Source organism: Actinophytocola sp. KF-1 (genome assembly GCF_054661535.1).
Window position 1 is genome coordinate 429,261 of the sequence record NZ_BAAFVK010000002.1, and the last position, 18,372, is coordinate 447,632.

Sequence of the window (18,372 nt, forward strand, 5' to 3'; positions counted from 1 at the left end):
CCTCAGAACGGGTAGGCGGGGATCTGTCCGCGGACGGTGATCCACCGCGACTCGGTGAACGCGTCCAGGTTGGCGAGACCGCCGAACCGGGCGCCGGTGCCCGACGCGGCGACGCCACCGAACGGCGCGACCGCCTCGTCGTTCACGGTCTGGTCGTTGACGTGCACGATGCCGGTGGGGACGCGCTCGGCGAGCGCGAGCCCGCGCATGGCGTCGCCGGTCAGGATGGACAGCGAGAGCCCGTACTCGCTGTCCGCCGCGAGCGCCACGGCCTCCTCCTCGCTCGCGAACCGCACGATCGGCGCGACCGGGCCGAACACCTCGTTGGCGTACGCCGGCATGTCGGTGCCGACCTGGTCGAGCACGGTCGGGCGGTAGAACAGGCCATCGTGCGTGCCGCCGCACGCCAACCGGGCGCCCGCGTCCACAGTGGACGTGACGAGGTCGTGGACCTTGCCGAGCTGGCCCTCGTCGATCAGCGGGCCGAGCGCGACCCGCTCCTTCGCCGGGTCGCCGACGGGCAGGGCGGTCGCGTGCGCGGCGAGCGCCTCGACGTAGGCGTCCGCGACCCGCTCGTGCACCAGGTGGCGGCCGGTGGTCATGCAGATCTGGCCCTGGTGCAGGAAAGACCCCCACGAGCCCGCGGACACCGCGCGCTCGACGTCCGCGTCGTCCAGCACGACCAGCGCCGAGTTGCCGCCCAGCTCGAGGTGCGCCCGCTTGAGGTGTTTCGCCGCCAGCTCGCCGACCCTGCGGCCGACCGCGGTCGAGCCGGTGAACGAGATGACCCGCACGTGCGGGTTCTCGACCAGTGCCGTGCCCGCGTCGGGGCCGCCGGGCAGCACGTGCAGCAACCCGTCCGGCAGGCCGGCCTCGGCGAACACGCGCGCGATCGCGAACCCGCCGCTGACCGGGGTGCGGATGTCCGGCTTGAGCACCACCGCGTTGCCGAGCGCGAGCGCGGGCGCGACCGAGCGGATCGACAGGATCAGCGGCACGTTGAACGGCGAGATCACGCCGACCACGCCGACCGGCACGCGGCGCAGCATCGACAGCCTCGGCTCGGCCGTCGGCAGGAGCTGACCGGGTGGCTGGGACGCGAGCGCCGCCGCCTCGTAGCACTCCTGAGCCGCCACCCCGACGGCGAACGCGGCCATGTCCGGCACCGCGCCGGTCTCCCGGACCACCCAGTCCTGGAGCTCGGCGAAGCTCGCCTCGATCGCCGCGCCCGCCTTGCGCAGCACGGCAGCGCGGTCGGAGAAGGTCGCGGCCGCCCACGCCTGCTGCGCCGCGGCGGCACCCGCACACGCGGCGTCCACATCGGACGCGTCGGCGACACCGGTGCGCCCGAGTTCCGCGCCGGTAGCGGGTTCGACGATCGCGGTGTCGCCACCGCTCGCGGGAATCCAGCCGCCGCTGTAGATGGTCCCTGGCTCGAACAGCGCTGTCATGTCCGCTCCTGTTTGGCTTTCTGGATCTGGGCGTACACCTGGCCGCGCAGTTCGGTGAACCGCGGGTCGCTCCGCGTGCCGAGCTGGTCGCGCTCGGCGGGCAGGTCGATCGCGAGGTCCTCGGCGACCGTGGTCGGTGACGACGACAGCATCACGACCCGCTGTCCGAGGTAGACGGACTCGTCGATGTCGTGCGTGACGAACAGCAGCGTCAGCCCGAGCCGCTGCCACACCGACCGGATCAGGTCCTCGAGGTCCGCGCGGGTCTGCGCGTCGACGGCCGCGAACGGCTCGTCCATCAGCAGCACCCTCGGCTGGTAGGCGATCGCGCGGGCGATGGCGACGCGCTGCTGCATGCCGCCGGAGAGCTGCCACGGGTACGCGGCGTGCGCGTCGGCGAGGCCGACCGCGTCGAGCGCCTCGGTCACCTGCTCACGCCGCGTCGCCTTGCCCATGCCCGCGGCACGCAGCGGCAGCTCGACGTTCTCCTGCACGCGCAGCCAGGGGAAGAGGCTGCGGCCGTACTCCTGGAACACCACGGCGAGCCCGTCCGGTGGGCCGTCGACCTTCCTGCCCGCCACCACGATCTCGCCGGAGGTCGGCGGGAGGAGCCCGGCGACGCAGCGCAACAGTGTCGTCTTGCCGCAGCCGGACGGGCCGACCACGCACACGAACTCGCCGTCCGCCACGTCGAACGACACGTCCCCGATCGCCTCGACCCGGCGCCCCCTGGCGTCGTAGGTCTTCGACAGGCCCTTGACGGTGAGCATCAACGCTCCTTCTGTACGGCGCGGATGCCGTGGTACCAGCCGAGCACGCGTCGCTCGACGAGCCGGAACGCCCACGCCAGCAGCACACCCAGCAGTCCGAGCAGGAGCACGCCGCTCCACATCTGCGGGATCCGGAAGCCGTCCTTGAACTGGATCACCGTGAACCCGATGCCGCTCGACGCCGCGAACATCTCGCTGATGACCATCAGGATGATGCCGATGGAGAGCGCCTGCCGGGCGCCGGCGACGATCTGCGGGCTCGCGGACCGGACCACCAGGTGCCACATGCGCAGACGGCCGCGGATCTTGTAGCTGCGGCACGTGTCGGTGAGCACCTCGTCGACCGCGCGCACGCCCTCGACCGTGTTCAGCAGGATCGGCCACACGCAGCCGGAGATGATCACGAGCACCTTCATCAGGTCGCCGATGCCCGCCATCAGCATGAGGATCGGCACGAGCACGGGCGGTGGCACGGCACGCAGGAACTCCAGCAGTGGCTCGACGACCGCGCGCAGCGTGCGGTTCGCGCCGATGAGCATGCCCAGGCCGATGCCGAGCACGAGCGCGGCCGCGTAGCCGATGCCGAGCCGGGCGAGGCTCGGCAGGACGTCGTCGACCATGCGCGGCCCGAACCACGTCTCCGGGAAGACGCCCAGGATCCGCCGCAGCGGCGGGAAGTAGAACTCGGTGCTGTCCGCGCTCGCGAACCACCAGACGGCGACCAGCACGGCCGGCAGCGCGACGGCGAGTGCGATCCGCTTGATCACGCGGGCACCTCCGTCCGCACCGACGGGTGCCACGCCAGCGCCCTGCGCTCGGCGGCCCTGGTCAGCACGTTCGCGGCGACCCCGAACAACCCGGTCACCACGATGAGCGCGTACATCACCGGCACCGCACCGGAGGACCGCGCGTTCGCGATCTCCTGTCCCAGCCCCGGCGAGCCGACGACCAGCTCACCGGTGATGGTCAGGATCAGCGCGACGGTCGCGGCGAGCCGGATGCCGGTCACGACGTAGGGGAGCGCGGTCGGCCAGACCAGCCAGCGGATCCGCGCCCACCGGTTCAGGTGGTAGGACCGCGCGGTGTCGGCGGCGACCGGGTCGATGTCGGCGACGCCGGCGAGCGTCTGGATCAGCACCTGCCAGAACGCCGCGTACACCACGAGGAGCACGGTCGCCTCGATCGTTGACCCGTACAGCACGACGACCAGCGGGATCAGCGCGACCGACGGGATCGGCCGCAGGAACTCGATCGTCGACGCGGTCAGCGCGCGCAGCACCGGCACCGATCCGATGAGGACGCCGATCGCGACGCCCAGGGCGATCGCGATCAGCAGGCCGAGCAGCCAGGTGAGCAGCGTGTCGCCCACGGCGGTCCAGAACTCCCCGCGCCGCACCTGTTGGGCGAGCGTGGTCAGGATGTCGCTCGTCGGTGGCGCGTACCGGGCGGGCACCAGCCCGATCCGGGGCGCGATCTCCAGCAGGACACCGAAACCAGCGAGCCCGGCGAGGCCGAGGAGCACCTTCACGGGAGCAGCGCGTTCAGGTCGGGGGCCTTGTCGATGAGACCGTCCTCGACGGCGAGGTCGGCCATCGTCCGCAGCGAGTCCCGGTTGATGTCGGCGGGCCACTTCGGCAGCGTGACCTTCTCGATCACCTCGGGCGCGATCTTGGTGTACGTGCCGATGATCTGGCGCGCCTCGTCGGGGTGGCTGTCCGCATAGGACAGCGACTCCTGCATGGCCTCGGTGAACCGCTTGACCAGGTCCGGGTTCTCGGCCAGCAGCTGCTGCGAGGTGAAGTACGCGGCGACGGTCAGGTCGTCGGCCGCGTCGACGTAGCTGGACGCGATCTTGCGCCCGCCCTCGGCGAGCACCGCCTGCTGGAACGGCTCGACCACGAACACCGCGTCGACCTGTCCGCTCGCGAGCGCGGCGGGCTGCTCGGGGAAGGGCAGCGCGACGAACTTGACCTTCGACGGGTCACCGCCGTCCTTGCGCACCGACGCGCGGACGGACGTGTCCACGATGTTCTGCAGTGTGTTCGCCGCGACCGTCTTGCCCTCGAGGTCCTTCGGGGACGTGATGGGGCTGTCGCCCTTCACCATCAGCCCGGCGAAGTCCTCGCCGTCCACACCGGTGGAGTTGTTGCCGTTGCTGACGACCTTGACCGGCAGGCCCTCGGACTGCGCGAGCAGCAGCGAGACGACGTTGCTGAACCCGAACTGGTACTGCTCGCTGACGACCGCGGGCACGATCGCCGCGCCGCCCTCCGCCTGCTTCAGCTCCAGGTCGATGTCGCGCTTGTCGAAGAAGCCCTTCTGCAGGCCGAGGTAGATCGGTGCCACGTCGAGGATCGGGATGACACCGACCGTGACCTTGTCCGGCTGACCGGCCGCGGGGCCTTCTTCCGAGCCGCAGGCGGTGGCGAACAGGGAGGTCGCGAGCAGGAACGCAGCGAGGTGACGTCGCATGGGCGAAACTCCGTTGTTCGTAGACCGCACGCTCGTTCTCCAGGAGAACCTAGAGCGCCGGTCATTGTGAGGTCAACAGTTGACCCGCGTACTATCGTGCGACTGGAGAACTGTCGTTCGCATTGCGTACTTCTCGAAGGTGGTCCCGTGGCCGGTCGAGGTGCCGACTTCGTGCAGTCACTGGAACGCGGGCTCGCCGTGATCCGCGCGTTCGACCAGTCGCACCCGGAGCTGACGCTGTCGGAGGTCGCCGCCCGCACCGGCGTGACCCGCGCCGTGGCGCGCCGGTTCCTGCTCACGCTGGCCGCGCTGGGCTACGTCCGCAGCGACGGGCGGTTCTTCTCGCTGACCGCGCGGGTGCTGGAGCTGGGGTACGCGTACCTGTCGTCGCTGTCGCTGCCGGAGGTCGCGGAGTCACACCTCGAGGCCCTCGTGGCGGAGGTGAGCGAGTCGTCGTCGGTGTCGGTGCTCGACGGCCACGACGTCGTGTACGTGGCACGCGTCCCGGTGTCGCGGATCATGACGGTGTCGATCAGCGTCGGCACCCGCTTCCCGGCGTACGCGACGTCGATGGGGCGGGTGCTGCTGGCCGGCTTGCCCGTCGACGAGCTGGAGGCCTACCTCGCGGCGGTGACGATGGCGCCGCTGACCGCGCGGACGTTGACCTCCGTGGACGCCCTGCGCGTGGAGATCGCGAAGGTGCGGGCGCAGGGGTGGGCGCTCGTGAACCAGGAACTGGAGGAGGGGCTGCGGGCGCTGGCCGCACCCGTGCGGGACCGGTCGGGCACGGTCGTGGCCGCGGTCAACGTGTCCGCCCACGCGAGCCGGACGTCGCTGGAAGCCATGCGCCGGGACCTCCTGCCACCGCTGTTGAAGACGGCTGCCCGCATCGAGGCGGACATCCCGGGGTCGCGCCGGCCGCGGTGAGCACCGGCGGGCGTGGCTTGCGCGGGTTCGGTGCCGGCCTGGGGTGGTCCACAGCCAGTAGCGATGTCTCTCCGCCGTCATTCCAGTCAATTGACGTACGGGCGACTGCAAATAGCACGGTTCGGTCAAGGATGTGGCGACCTCGCGAACGGGCGCCGACTATTGTCGGATTCTTACGGCAATTGCCGTCATGTCGATCTTAGTGCCTCAATTGCGCAACGAGCCGGCCGACTTACGGTCGCGACGAAGCAAAAACCCGGGGAGATCGTATACTGACGAGTGCTGGTGATCGCGGTCAAGTGCGCCGCCGCGGGCTACTTGAGTGGGCCTGGAGCTGCCGCCCTTTCCGACTTCCAGTGTGCGGGGTCCTGCGTCGGATCGGAGGTGGTCCATGCTGGCGAAGTTCGTGGTGTGGCTGGACGATCTGCTGGACGGCGAGGGCTCGCCCGTTATCGTGAAGTCCGTCGTGGGAATCATGGGATTCGCGGTCGTGCTGGGTGCCGCACTGGGTGGAGCCGCGGTGAAGGCGGGCTTTCTTGTTGTTGTGGTTCTAGTGTTGCTGTCGCTGATGTTGATCCTGCTCCGGGACAGAAGGGCGCTCAAGCGCGACAGGGACGACGCTCGTGAACTGCTTTCCCGTTACTGCGACCATCTATATGATCAGACGCGGCCGGTGGCGCTCGTGAAGGATTGGAATCAGGTAGCCACGATCAGCAAAGACGGTAGCGTGAAAGAGCTGATCACCATTCGTGCCGAGGCGTTGCAGGAGTTTCTGTATTATTTGCGATTTCGGGCCGACTCGAGGTGGACCCAACCGCATAGATATCGTCGACGGGTGCACGTCGATGTTCGTGGGGTCAAGGGGGCCGGTCGTCGTGGGCCGAGTTGGCGAGTAACGCCTTCGTGGTTGTCGGACGGGCGTCTGGAAATACTTGCGCACCTACATTCTCCGGTTCCGCGAGGGACGGAGATACAGGTGGAAGTCGAACGTGCGTGGCCGCGAAAGTGTGCGCCTCTCATGGCGGGTGAGCTTGACAGTTTCGGGTTCAACTTCAGTCATGCGCTCAAAATCGAACACGCCACGTATGTCGTCGTGCTTCCCAAAGGGGTTGAGGTGTACTTCGAGGAAGCCGACTTCCAGCAACCGCACCCCAGGTTCTCGGTCGCCGGCGGCAGAAACAAGGACGGGCGGTTCGAAGTCACGTTGGTCGTCAACGACTTGCCTGCGGACGTGCATGTTGGCATGCGTTTGCAGGTCAAGAGGTGACGCGGTGGACACCTGTCGGAACTGGCGTCCACCACGTTCCACACAATTCGCGGACGAGCTACTTGTCGCTCTCTTCTCCGCCGCCACCACGAGTAGTCACTGTGGCCAGTCCTCCGTGTTCGACTCAGCAGTACCGGATGCACACCCGTGCAGCGAACTGAATTGCAAGAGTGTTCGAAAATCACTCTCCGTGGAGTAGGCGAAGACGTGGCGTCGTCGCTACGCGGAGTGCGATCGGCGCACCCTATCCCAGTGATCGGGTGGTCGAAACAGGGCGGGAGCGATCATCGAATGCGATGCTCTGCTAAGAGAGTCATCCATGTCGAATAGCTCGGCCCGGTGACAGCGCGAAGGTTTGGTCAGCAGTCACTACCCTGCGACATCCTGTGTAGCCCTGTCGACTTCGCCCCCTGCGCGTGAGTGATGCGGCGAGACATCGCACGTGACTGCGCGTGTTCGCACCCGCGCCTCGGTGGTCGGTGACGGTGCGTTGTCGTGGCGATACTCAGTCACCACTCCTGGGCGACGGATCGTCGTGGTGTTCTACCCCATGCTGATGCATTGGTTCCAGTGCTCGCCCATTTGGGGATTTGTCGCGGCGCGATCGGATGAGGCTTTCCCGCTCGGCGGCCCAGGGTCTGCTTGGGGTCGACGGACGATCCACTTGCGATGTGATCGTCCGCATGGCTCGTTCGACTCCGTCAGCTCGCCTTGCGCACGGTCCACTCCGCGGTGTGGGGGAGCAGGCCGGGGACGTCCTCGGTGAGCCGGGCGAAGTCGAGCACCTGCCCGATCAGCCCGGCGGGGTCGTCCTCGATGGCCGCCCACGCCCTGGTCCGTTCCGCCTCGCTCGCGAAGCGGCCGTGGTCGAACGCGCGGCGGGCCGCCGCGCGCAGTGCGTCCATGTCGTGGACGACAACCGAGATCTCGGCTGCGATGTGGAACCGCCGGTCCCGCTGGCTCGCCATCGCCAGCACCTGGGCACGGCTCAACTCGTGGGTCATACCTCCATGGTGCGCGCCGGGTAGCGCGCTAACCAGGCGAAACAGGGCTTTCCGGGTAAAGACCCGGGTCTCCCTTAGGGGCGATGTCGAGCGCGCGCAGCCGCGCGAGCAGCGCGGCCATCGTGCGGGGCTCGTCCGCGTGGAACGCCGACTCGCGCACCCGGTGCAGGTGCCAGCCGCACCGTTCCAGGTCGCGCTGTGCCGCCAGCTCCCGCTCGTACGCCTGCGCGCCCCGCCACGTGTCGCCCTCGCACAGCACCGCCAGCCGCGACCGCGCGCCGACGACCACGAGGTCCAGCCTGAGCCGCTCCGCCGAGTACGCCGGGACCACCCCGTACCCCAGCGCGACCAGGCGGTTCGCCACCCGCTGCTCGAACAGCGAGTCGAACGGCTCCACCCGCACGTCCGCCGGCACGGGCGTGGTCAGCGTGCCCTCGCCGTCCTGGGCCGCCAGCACGCCGTAGCAGTGGTCGAGCAGCTGGAACCGCATGTCCTCCGGGTTCCCCAGCGCCGACAGCGGCACCGAGTGGAACACCCACATCTGGTCCCGCGCCCGCGACGCCGCCACGTTGTACCGCTGCACGTACATCTCCCGCGTCAGCGGCATCAGCCGGTCCGCGGCCCCGGCGACCATCGACAGGAACATCACGTCCCGCTCCGCGCCCTGGAAGTCCGCCGAGTCGCCGCACTGCAGCTTGCGCGCCGCCCAGTCCTCCGGCGCCACGCGTTCCAGCAGCCTGCGTTCGACGGCCTTGGCCTGCGCGGCGCCCAGCAGGGAGATCACACCGAACGTCTTGCCGTCGTAGCGCGGGTCGGCGAGGCACTTCTCCAGCTGCTCCACCACGGCCTCGACCTCGGCCGCGTTGACCTTGTTCGTGGTGCCCTCGGTGGTGCCGCCCACGTTGACCACGCGGATCGGCGGCAGCCGGTCGGCGCCGTACTGGCGGACCGGCACGAGCCGGATCCCGTCCGGTTCGTAGGCGACGCGGTTCGAGAACCCGATGATCTCGGGTACGCAGCGGCGGTGCTCGGTGAGCGTCAGCAGGCCCCGGTACCGCATCTTCGCCTCGTCGAACAGGCTGCGCTGCGGGTCCTGCCACGCCGAGCGGTACGGGTCGTCGGCCAGGTACTGGGCCGCGAGGTCCCGCAGTTGCTGCTGGTCGACGCCGACGGCGGTCGGCGACACCTGCTTGTCGTCGCCGATCACGACCATGCGCGGCGCGAGGTACTGCAGGAACGTCGCCTCCAGCCCCGCCTGCGACGCCTCGTCGACGATCACCACGTCGAACATGTCGCGGCTGATCTGCAGCTGCTCCGCGATCCGGTACACCGGCATGATCCACACCGGCACGGCCGAGCGGCAGCGGTCCATCGCGGTCCGCACCTCGGCACGGCGCTGCGCCGCGTACTTGCCGGTGCCCTTGCCGAGCCTGCGCACCAGGTACGCGTAGTGCTCCAGGTTCGCCCGCGCCTGCCCGGTCAGCCGGTCCGGCGACACCGCGTGCCGCCACGCCCTGGTCGCGGCGAGGGTCTCGACCTCGCGGCGGATCCGTTCCTCGGTCAGCGCGATCTCGGCCTGCACGGCGTTGACGTCGACCGCACCCCGCGCCGCCACCCACGCACCCGCCGCGGCCCACGCCCACGCGGCGGCGAACGTCGCGAGCTTCTCGCCCCACGCCGCCGGGTTCGCCACGACCGCGGCACGCAACCGCGGCGGCACCCGTTCGCCCAGCTCGTCCCGGCGGGCGAGCATCGACCGGACGGTCGTCAGCCGCGCGAGGCGCTGGTGTGCCGCGGCGTACTCGCTCACGTCCCGCGCCCGGACGGCCGCCAGCAGCGCGGCCACGCACGGCGCCGCGTCCGCGCGGTCCGCCACGGTCGCCACCGCGGATTCCAGGCGCCGCAACGGAAGCGTGGCGCGGGCGTGCTCGTCGGCGGCCGCCGCCACGTCGACGAGGCGCGCGTAGTTCCGGATCGCGGCCACGTCCGTCCAGTCCGGACGCGGCAGCCCGGCCGCGACGAACCGGTGCTGCTCCTGTTCCAGCGCCTCCCCGAGCCGCAGCACGCGGTGCAGCTGGTCCAGTTCCGTGCCGTGCCACTGGAGGCGCTCGTCCAGCGGGTCGTCCGGCAGGAGCGACGAGTCGCCGGGCAGCGAACGGTCGAGCGCGGCGAGCACGCGGCTCGCCTCCTCCCAGGCGAGGAACGCGTCGACCTGCGCCGCCGACGTCGGCGGCACGCCGTCCACCAGCACCTGCTCGAACAGCGGCTGCGCCTGCTTGACCGCCTTCGGGGTGAGCGCGCCGATCTTCGGCACCCCGCCGGGACCGGTCTTCAGCGCACCACCCGCGAGGTGGGCGTGCAGCTGCCTCGCGAGCGGCACCAGGGGAGCGGGGTTGCCGGCCACCTCGACGGTGGTGAGCGGGCCGAGCCGGGCGACGAGCGTCTCCGCCTGGCCGATCAGCGTGCCCATCTGCCGTGCGCGGCCCTGCCAGAGCCGGCTCCGGCCGACCAGCATGTCGGCCAGCGCTTCCCGCATCCACGGCTCACGGCGGCGCGACAGGTCGTCGGCCTCGTCGGCCAGCTCGGACAGCCGCCTGCGCAGCTGGACCCGTGCCGCCGGGTCGACCGCCCGCACCGCCTCGAAGGCCGGGTGTGCCTTCAGCTCCGACTGCTCGGCGGCGGCCGCCGCGCGTTCCGCGGCGACGAACTCGGAGAACACCGGCGGCGCGGGCGCGATGCCCAGCGCGACCAGCCGCCGTTCGGCGTCGGGTTCGTCGGCGATCAGGCCGGCGTCGGTGAGCAGCGCGTGCCACTCGACGACCTGGGGTGTGGTGAGGGGCGGCGTGCTGTCCGGCGCCACGTCCGCGTGGTCGCGCAGCCAGCCGAACTCCGGTTCCTGGCGCCGCAACCGCAGCGCGATCGCGGCGAGCGTGCCGCGGTAGCCGGCGTGCTCGTGCTCGCGGACCTCGTCGCGGCGGGCCTCGACGAGCTGCTCGTGCAGCTCGGCCCGGCGCAGCCCCAGGCGTTCGACGTGCGCGAGGCAGCGGCGGATGGTGCCGGCGGCCGCGTCGTCGTCGTGGTCGGTCGCGGCGGCGGCGATCCGCTCGACCGCGACCTTCAGGTCCGACATGTCCTCCCGCGACGAACCGACCACCGACACGGCGAGCGGTGTGATCGCGGCGGGCAGCTTGTCCCGGACCTCCCGCAGGGCGCGGTCGGTGTGCGCGGTGACGAGAACCCGTTTGCCCTGCGCCAGCAGGTGCGACAACAGGGCGGCCGCGGTGTGCGTCTTGCCGGTGCCCGGCGGACCCTGCACGAGCGTCTGCGCCTGCGCGTCGACCTGGCGGACGATGCGGAGCTGGGTGTCGTTGACCGGCAACGGGAGGAACGTGTCACCGTCCACTTCGACCAGCGCGCCCTCCGGCGCGTCACCCTGGTACCGCGGCCGGTGGTCGGGGTCGACGAGCGGCGCCAGCCCGTCCGGCACGACGCCGTCCGCGCGCAGCTGCGCAACGATCGTGGCGAAGATCTCGACGAGCCCCTGCTGCGAGCGGCGGCGCAGGATCACCGCGGGCGCGTACGCGGCGACCGCGTTCTGCCCCGGCACGGGTGGCGCGTCGTCGTCGCGGTACTCGCCGTCCGGGTCGAGCGCGTGCACGACCCGGCGCACGAGCGCCGCGGTTTCCTTGCGGTGCAACGGGTGCGCCTCGAGGTCGCGGGCGAGCGCGCGGATCTCGGCGACGTGCCCCGGGTTCGGCACGAGGCCGGGGTCGAGCATGTCCAGCTCGATGTCCGCGGCCGCGACCGACTCGACGCGGTGCACGGTCAGGCGCCCGGTGTCGTCGTCGAAGCGGATGCCGGCCGGCGCGGTCAGCAGGTGCCTGCGCGCGCCGGGCCCGGCCCACGCGAGGCAGCCGACGCCGAGGACCAGCTCCAGCTCCTCCGGGTTCCCGGTCGCGGCGACGTAGGCCGCGAAGAGCTGGCCGTAGCGGGCGCGGACGGGCCGGTCGGCACGTTCCCGCGCGGCCCACACCTGCCAGTCGACCAGCCACGAGACGTAGCGTTCCGTCAGCTCGGGCGGCGCCTCCTCGGTCAGCTCCGGCGTGGTCGCGGGGTCGCGCCAGTCCGCGGTCAGCCATTCGGCCAGGTCGCCCGGCGCGGGTGGGTCGTGCCGGGCGACCCGTTCGACGGAGAGGATGTCGGCGTCCGGGTCCGGGTCACCGCGGTGCGCGGAGGTGACCGCCGGGTGGTCGGGCAGGTCGTCGAGCCACAGGACCGACCGGTACCCGTCGACGGTGCTCGGTGGCTGGTCGCGGAGCTGCTGCGTGCGGCCGAGGAACTCGAACAGGCGAACAGCGCGTCCGGTCAACGGGTCCGCGCTCGCCTCGCTCACACAGCGCAACGGTACCGGAAGATCGAGGTCAGCAGTCCTCCATCACCGGCGGCGGCACGTCGAACACGTCGACTACGCGTGGCAGCTCAGCGGTTTGCCGCCGTTGTAGGCGATCATGTCGCCGATCGCGGCCATGACGTCGATCTGCGCGCCCGGCTCGGCGCCGTCGAGTTCGGCGTACGCGCGGTGCAGGTTGCCCGCGATGCGCTCGGCGTCGCGCAGGTCCGCGAACTCGCCGAGGTCCACCTCCTGCGCGGCCTGCAGCGGGGTGAGGCCCGCGGACTTGGCTTCCCTGGCCGTGTGCTGCACGAACCGCAGGTACGACAGGACCTGGTCGATCACCTCGGGCCCGGCGACCGGCCCGTGGCCGGGCACGATCGTCGTGGCGCCCAGCGGAGCCACGACCTCCTCCAGGACCTTGACGGCGCCCGCGATCGACCCCTGCATGAGGAAGGGCGTGCCCCCGTTGAACAGCAGATCCCCGCTGAACAGCAGCTTCCGCTCGGGCACCCACACGATGCTGTCGTTGGTGGTGTGGGCCGCCGTGCCGACGTGCCGCACCTCGCAGCGCAGGTCGTCCACCCACACCGTGACCTCGTCCGTGTAGGTGAGGAACGGCGGCTCCAGCTCGATGTCACCCCACTCGACCGGCGTCCACACCGGGGCGTCGAACGGTTTGCCCCACTGCCGCACACCCTCGCGGGTGCCCTCGTGTGCCACGATCGTGGCACCGGAGAACAGGTAGTTGCCGTACGTGTGGTCGCCGTGGTGGTGCGTGTTGACGAGCGTGCGCACGGGCAACGGCGTGACGGCCGCGATCGCGGCGAGGTACGCGCGGGTCCGCCGTTCGGTGGAACACGCGTCGACGCTGACCACACCCCGTGAGCCCACCAGGAAGCCGGTGTTGTTGATCCACCACGTGCCGTCGGGCTGGATGTAGGCGTGCACCCCGTCGCTGACCTCTTCCACTCGGGGCCTGCCGGGCGTGGTGATGTCGTGCGCGGTGCTCGTCACGGGTACAGCCTAGGGCTCAGACGGTGACGACGACCTTGCCCCTCGCGCGGCCTTCGGTCAGGTGGCGGACGGCCGCCGCGGTGTCGGCGAGCGGGAAGGCGCGGTCCACGACCGGGGTGAGCGTGCCCGCCTCGGCGAGCGCGCGCAGCTCCTCGATGTCCGCGCGGGGCTCGGTGGAGATCAGGCCGCCGAGGCGCTGGCTGACGAACGGGGACAGCAGGATGGCCCGGAGCGTGCGGTCCAGGCCGCCGAGCCACCGGCCGCCGCCCTCGCCGCCGGCCAGGATCAGCCTGCCCCTCGGCGTGAGCGCCTTGCGCAGGTGGGCGATTTTGCGCAGGCCCGCGATGTCGAACACCAGGTCCCACTGCCGGGTCCCGTCGGCGAAGTCGGTGCGCGTGTAGTCGACGACGTCGTCGGCGCCGAGCGAGCGGACCAGGTCGACCTTGCCGGTGCTGCACACCCCGGTGACGGTGGCGCCGTACGCCTTCGCGAGCTGCACCGCGAACGTGCCGACGCCGCCGCCCGCGCCGGTGATCACCACCGTGTCACCTGCCCGGACCGCGCCCCGCAGGCCGTGCAGCGCGGTGAGGCCGGAGACCGGCAGCGCGGCCGCCTGCTCGAAGGTCAGGTTCGCGGGCTTCGGCACGCACTTGCGCACCGGGACGCACGCGTACTCGGCGAACGAGCCCTCGCAGATGCCGAACACCTCGTCGCCGACCTCGAACTCCGCCACACCCGGCCCGAGCGCCGCGACGGTCCTTGCGACGTCCCGCCCCCGCACGGGGTTCCTCGGCGCGCGCAGGCCGATCGCGGCACGCACCAGGAGCGGCATCCCGGCCATCAGGTGCCACACCCCGTAGTCGACCCCGGCCGCGTGGACCCGCACGAGCACCTCGCCGTCGCCGGGCGACGGGGTGTCGACGTCGGCGAGCCGCAACACGTCGGCCGGGCCGTATCTGTCCTGCACCACTGCTTTCATCACTGCTCTCCGTCCGGGTACTGGAACACGTCGTCGAGCGGGACCCCGAAGACCCGCGCGATCTGGAACGCCACCTCCAGCGAGGGCGAGTACCGCCCCTGCTCGATGGCGATGACGGTCTGCCTGGTGACACCGATCCGCGCCGCGAGCTCCGCCTGGGTCATCTCGCCGTTGGCGAACCGCAGCGCCCGGATCGAGTTGGTGACCTTCGTCGACTTCACCACTGCTGGAATCCCCTGCGGTAGGCGAAGATCTTGGCCACGGACGCGAGCAGGCCGGACAGCGCGAACGCGAGGTAGATCGCGTTGGCGATCCAGAAGTGGTCGACCTCGGCCAGGGCCATGACCAGCACCGCGACGCCGCCGATGGCGGTGAACGAGTGGCCGATGTACTCGCCGAACCGCTCGATCTCCCGGTCCCGCTGGTCCTTCTTCCTGGAGTCCTCCGGCGTGGCGATCGCGGCGGCCACGCTGAGCACGATCGTCACGACGATCGCCGTGCCGACGGTCCACAGCAGCGTCGCCGCGTACGGCACCTCGGCGGCCGGCGCGTCGCCCGTGCGGCCGAGGACGATGACGAGGTAGACCGCGTACGTGCAGGCCGTGACCAGCGCCATGATCCACGCACGCTTCTCTTCGAGTGCCACGCCGACTCCCGATGTAAAACAACTTTGACATCGACGAATGTAAAGTGACGTGGACACGGTGTCAATAATCTTTGACTTGGCGGCTGCCGGGCCGCCGAACGGCGCAGCGCTCGTCCGATCCGGCGGTGCGTCTCCTCAAGCTCGCCCGGAGCGCGTACTCTGGGTGTTCTGGCGGTGACCGTCGATTTCACGGTAGGAGGGGCGGATGCCCGCGGAAGACCCTCGAGGCGAGGAGTCTCCCAGGTTCGGCGGCGGCGAGCAGTCCGGTGCGCCAACGGCGCGGCGGATCGTGCTCGGCGCCCAGCTTCGCCGTCTCCGGGAGGCAGCCGACATCAGTCGTGCCGACGCCGGATACGCCATCCGCGGGTCGGACTCGAAGATCAGCCGCATGGAACTCGGCCGCGTCGGCTTCAAGGAACGCGACGTCGCCGACCTGCTCACCATGTACGGCGTCACCGACGAGGAGGAGCGTCGCGTCTTCCTCGACATGGTCCGCAAGTCCAACGAGCGCGGCTGGTGGCACCGCTACTCCGGCACCATGCCGAACTGGTTCCAGGACTTCGTCGGGCTCGAGGAGTCCGCGTCGCTCATCCAGAGCTACGAGCTGCAGTTCGTGCCCGGTCTCATGCAGACCGAGGACTACATCCGCGCCGTCGTCGGCCACGGCAGACCGGAGCTGATCGACCAGGAGGGCGAACGCCGCGTCGCGCTCCGCCTGCAGCGGCAGAAGGTCCTGACCAGGCAGGGCGCGCCCCGCGTGTGGGCGGTCGTCGACGAGTCGGTCCTGCACCGCCCGATCGGCGGGCCGCGGGTGCTGCGCCAGCAGATCGAGCACCTGCTCGAGCTGACCCGCCAGCCGAACGTGACGCTGCAGATCCTGCCGTACAACATGAGCGGCTACGCGGCCGAGGGCGCGTTCTCGATGCTGCGGTTCGCCGAGCCGTCGCTGCCGGACATCGTCTACATCGAGCACCTCAGCGGCGCGCTGTACCTGGACCGCGTCGAGGAGCTCGAGGTCTACGGCCGCGTCATCGACCGCCTGGCCGTCGACGCCGAGACACCCGACCGCAGCAGGCAGCTCCTGTCGAAGTTCCGCCAGGAGATCTGATCCCGAGGCGCTGCTGCGGCGTCAGGTGGCTGGGCCTTTGCGGACGCCACGTCTCGCGGAGTGGGTCGGCCCGAGGTGTCACTCCTTTGGCGACGCCCGGCTCGGGTCCTGATTCGGGACAGGTTGGCGGTCCTGAAGGGGCCGTTCAGGTCGGTCGGTGACATGAACGCGCCTTTCCGGACGCTGTGTCCCGGGAAGCGGGCCCGTGCTCTGTGAAGCGGGGCCTCCCCGAAGGGACCGCCCCCGTCAGGGAGGCCCCGGGCTCGGGTCCTGAAAGGCGCGTTCAGGAGGGGTCGGCTGTCCTGCACGGGCTGTGCAGGTCGTTGGGTGGCAAGAACGCGCCTTTCCGGACGCTGTGTCCCGGGAAGCGGGCTCCGGGTCCGGCGGAGCGTGTCCGCCCGAAGTGGTCACCCGTCGGGGAGGCTCCGGCTCGTGTCCTGACAGGCCCGTTCAGGAGGGGTCGGCTGTCCTGAACTGGCCGTTCAGGTCGCTGGGTGGCATGAACGCGCCTTTCAGGACTTCGCGGTTGTCGTGAACGCGCCTTTCCGGACGCCGTGTCCCGGGAAGCGGGCCCCCGGGTCCGGCGGGACTGGTCCGCCCGATGTGCCACCCCTCGACGACGGCTCGGTGTCCTGAAAGGCCCGTTCAGGACAGGTTGACACCGGCGTCCCCGAACCGGGCCCGCCCCCGAACCGGACCCCTGCGGTACCGGGTCCGCCTGAGGCGACACCCCACCCCGGACACCCGAGGGTCCATTTCGCACAGTCCACAGAAATGCCCACAGTCGGTTCCTGCATTCGGGTGACCCTCCACGCCGAGACAAATCGTTATCTGTCGCGCTCGCGCATACCGACATGACTGCATGTCTTCGGGGGCATCACCCGGTCGTGACCTCAAGATTCCCGATCTTGTTGCCGACAGTGACAAAGACCGGCGTCGGACCACTTCTGGGTGCACGCTCCGTAGTGAACGACGGGAGCTGTGTGCGTGCCAGGGCGAATGCACGTGCATTTACCGCTGCACTTGCCCGTGATATTGTTCAAGAGATCAATGCACGTGCAGATGCACCCACTGTTTGCGATGTCGGAAGGTGGGGTCCCCTCATGGACACGATCCACAACGGCGTTTCGGCGGATGAACTCCCCGGCGCGGTCTGGCGCAAGAGCAGCTACAGCGGCGCTGTCGGTAACTGTGTTGAACTGAGCTGGTTCGACGGTCAGGCGGGCGTGCGCAACTCCCGTGATCCCCACGGCCCCGTGCTCGTGGTGCCCACGCGTGAGCTCCTGTCCTTCGTCGCCGGCGCCAAGGAACGGAGCGCTTGATGTTTTCCACTGGTGTCGCCGCGCCAAGCGTCGACTTCCAGTTGCGCGCGCTGGTCGGCAAGGGCTTCCGCTTTGTCGACCCGCGCGACGAACACGGTGAGGTCGTCGCCGTCGTCGGGGTTCGCGCCCACGACGACGTCCTCGACGTCGTCGAGTTGCACAGCGAGGACGACGCCGTCGCCACTCGCATGCCGCCCGACCAGGACATCCTGGCCCCGCGGCGCTACCACTGGCGGGAGCGGGGGCCCGCCTCGGTGGTCATGGCGAAACTGTTGTCGCTGCCGGACGACTACCTCCCCGGCATGCTCTACGTCCCCACGCGGGCGAGCGCCTAGTACGTCGCCCGGCCGCCGCTGATGTCGTAGACGGCGCCCGTCGAAAAGCTGCAGCGGTCCGACGCGAGCCAGGCCACGAGTTCTGCCACCTCGCGTGCGGAACCCATGCGGTGCATGGGGATCAGGCTCACCAGCCGGTCCAGCACCGCGGGCGCGGTCGCCGCGTTCATCGGTGTCTCGATCACCGCGGGCGCGACCGCGTTGACCAGCACCCCGCTGGTCGCCAGCTCCTTGCCCAGCGACTTGGTCAGGCCGATGACCGCGGCCTTGCTCGCCGAGTACGCCGACAGGTTCGGGTTCCCCTCCTTGCCCGCGATGCTGGCGACGTTCACCACCCGCCCCCAGCCCCTGGCCACCATGCCCGGGACGAACGCGCGGCACATGTGGAACACGCCGGTGACGTTCACCGCGAACGTCGCGGCCCACTCGTCGTCGCGGACCTCCGTGAACGGCTTGTTCGGGCCGATGACGCCCGCGCTGTTCACCAGCACGTCGACGGAGAGGTCGGCGGCGGCCTGCTCGACCGCCGCCGACGACGTGACGTCCAGGCGCAGGTCCGCGCCGGGGGCCAGGTCGGCGGTGACCACCGACAGCCCCTCCTCGGCGAGCAGGGCCGCGCACGCCTGCCCGATCCCGCTCGCGCCACCCGTGACCAGCGCCGTCCGTCCCATGCGCACCTCCGAC

At 70.4% G+C, this 18,372-nt stretch carries 17 protein-coding genes; 5 read left to right on the top strand and 12 right to left on the bottom strand.

Annotation, left to right across the window (positions count from 1 at the left end; all coding sequences use genetic code 11):
- Nucleotides 1-2: 2 nt before the first annotated feature.
- From ACYQ77_RS07795 to ACYQ77_RS07815, 5 genes are read right to left on the bottom strand one after another with little or no spacing between them, the layout of a single operon-like run.
- The gene (locus tag ACYQ77_RS07795) at nt 3-1,451 is read right to left on the bottom strand and encodes a benzaldehyde dehydrogenase (protein ID WP_459708874.1); all 1,449 of its coding nucleotides are present in this window, start codon (nt 1,449-1,451) and stop codon (nt 3-5) included.
- Complete coding sequence (locus ACYQ77_RS07800; protein ID WP_459708876.1) at nt 1,448-2,221, bottom strand: ABC transporter ATP-binding protein; 774 nt, start codon at nt 2,219-2,221, stop codon at nt 1,448-1,450. Before ACYQ77_RS07800 ends, ACYQ77_RS07795 begins: the two co-directional genes overlap by 4 nt.
- Entirely contained in the window at nt 2,221-2,988 is a 768-nt protein-coding gene (locus ACYQ77_RS07805) for an ABC transporter permease (RefSeq protein WP_459708878.1), read from the bottom strand. Before ACYQ77_RS07805 ends, ACYQ77_RS07800 begins: the two co-directional genes overlap by 1 nt.
- On the bottom strand, nt 2,985-3,749 hold the full coding sequence (locus tag ACYQ77_RS07810; RefSeq protein WP_459708879.1) for an ABC transporter permease: 765 nt from the start codon (nt 3,747-3,749) through the stop codon (nt 2,985-2,987). Before ACYQ77_RS07810 ends, ACYQ77_RS07805 begins: the two co-directional genes overlap by 4 nt.
- Nucleotides 3,746-4,693, bottom strand: coding sequence for an ABC transporter substrate-binding protein (locus ACYQ77_RS07815; protein ID WP_459708881.1), 948 nt, complete (start codon nt 4,691-4,693; stop codon nt 3,746-3,748). The genes ACYQ77_RS07810 and ACYQ77_RS07815 overlap by 4 nt, the downstream gene beginning before the upstream one ends.
- A 147-nt stretch (nt 4,694-4,840) precedes the next feature.
- On the opposite strand from ACYQ77_RS07815, the gene ACYQ77_RS07820 reads away from it, so the two are divergent.
- Nucleotides 4,841-5,620: an IclR family transcriptional regulator domain-containing protein gene (locus tag ACYQ77_RS07820; protein ID WP_459708883.1), complete on the top strand. Its 780-nt coding sequence runs from the start codon at nt 4,841-4,843 to the stop codon at nt 5,618-5,620.
- 391 nt (nt 5,621-6,011) lie between these two features.
- Entirely contained in the window at nt 6,012-6,887 is an 876-nt protein-coding gene (locus ACYQ77_RS07825) for a hypothetical protein (RefSeq protein ID WP_459708884.1), read from the top strand.
- 701 nt (nt 6,888-7,588) lie between these two features.
- On the opposite strand, the gene ACYQ77_RS07830 is transcribed toward ACYQ77_RS07825, so the two are convergent.
- From ACYQ77_RS07830 to ACYQ77_RS07855, 6 genes are all read right to left on the bottom strand, one after another.
- The gene (locus ACYQ77_RS07830; protein WP_459708886.1) at nt 7,589-7,891 is read right to left on the bottom strand and encodes a hypothetical protein; all 303 of its coding nucleotides are present in this window, start codon (nt 7,889-7,891) and stop codon (nt 7,589-7,591) included.
- 28 nt (nt 7,892-7,919) lie between these two features.
- A complete protein-coding gene (locus ACYQ77_RS07835) occupies nt 7,920-12,284 on the bottom strand; it encodes an AAA domain-containing protein (protein ID WP_459708888.1) in 4,365 nt (1,454 codons plus the stop codon).
- A gap of 72 nt (nt 12,285-12,356) precedes the next feature.
- Nucleotides 12,357-13,298, bottom strand: coding sequence for an MBL fold metallo-hydrolase (locus ACYQ77_RS07840; protein WP_459708890.1), 942 nt, complete (start codon nt 13,296-13,298; stop codon nt 12,357-12,359).
- Nucleotides 13,299-13,314: 16 nt separating this feature from the next.
- Complete coding sequence (locus ACYQ77_RS07845; RefSeq protein WP_459708892.1) at nt 13,315-14,277, bottom strand: NAD(P)-dependent alcohol dehydrogenase; 963 nt, start codon at nt 14,275-14,277, stop codon at nt 13,315-13,317.
- A complete protein-coding gene (locus tag ACYQ77_RS07850; protein ID WP_459708894.1) occupies nt 14,277-14,501 on the bottom strand; it encodes a helix-turn-helix transcriptional regulator in 225 nt (74 codons plus the stop codon). Before ACYQ77_RS07850 ends, ACYQ77_RS07845 begins: the two co-directional genes overlap by 1 nt.
- Complete coding sequence (locus ACYQ77_RS07855) at nt 14,495-14,923, bottom strand: hypothetical protein (RefSeq protein ID WP_459708896.1); 429 nt, start codon at nt 14,921-14,923, stop codon at nt 14,495-14,497. Before ACYQ77_RS07855 ends, ACYQ77_RS07850 begins: the two co-directional genes overlap by 7 nt.
- A gap of 205 nt (nt 14,924-15,128) precedes the next feature.
- Between ACYQ77_RS07855 and ACYQ77_RS07860 the strand changes: the two genes are divergently transcribed.
- The 3 genes from ACYQ77_RS07860 (at nt 15,129) to ACYQ77_RS07870 (ending at nt 17,688) form a co-directional block, all read left to right on the top strand.
- Nucleotides 15,129-16,031: a helix-turn-helix domain-containing protein gene (locus ACYQ77_RS07860; RefSeq protein ID WP_459708897.1), complete on the top strand. Its 903-nt coding sequence runs from the start codon at nt 15,129-15,131 to the stop codon at nt 16,029-16,031.
- A 1,103-nt stretch (nt 16,032-17,134) separates the two neighbouring features.
- Nucleotides 17,135-17,353: a DUF397 domain-containing protein gene (locus ACYQ77_RS07865; RefSeq protein ID WP_459708899.1), complete on the top strand. Its 219-nt coding sequence runs from the start codon at nt 17,135-17,137 to the stop codon at nt 17,351-17,353.
- Nucleotides 17,353-17,688, top strand: a complete 336-nt coding sequence (locus tag ACYQ77_RS07870; protein ID WP_459708900.1) for a hypothetical protein — start codon at nt 17,353-17,355, stop codon at nt 17,686-17,688. The genes ACYQ77_RS07865 and ACYQ77_RS07870 overlap by 1 nt, the downstream gene beginning before the upstream one ends.
- Here ACYQ77_RS07870 and ACYQ77_RS07875 read toward each other — a convergent pair.
- Entirely contained in the window at nt 17,685-18,359 is a 675-nt protein-coding gene (locus ACYQ77_RS07875; RefSeq protein WP_459708902.1) for an SDR family NAD(P)-dependent oxidoreductase, read from the bottom strand. The genes ACYQ77_RS07870 and ACYQ77_RS07875 overlap by 4 nt on opposite strands.
- Nucleotides 18,360-18,372: the final 13 nt, after the last annotated feature.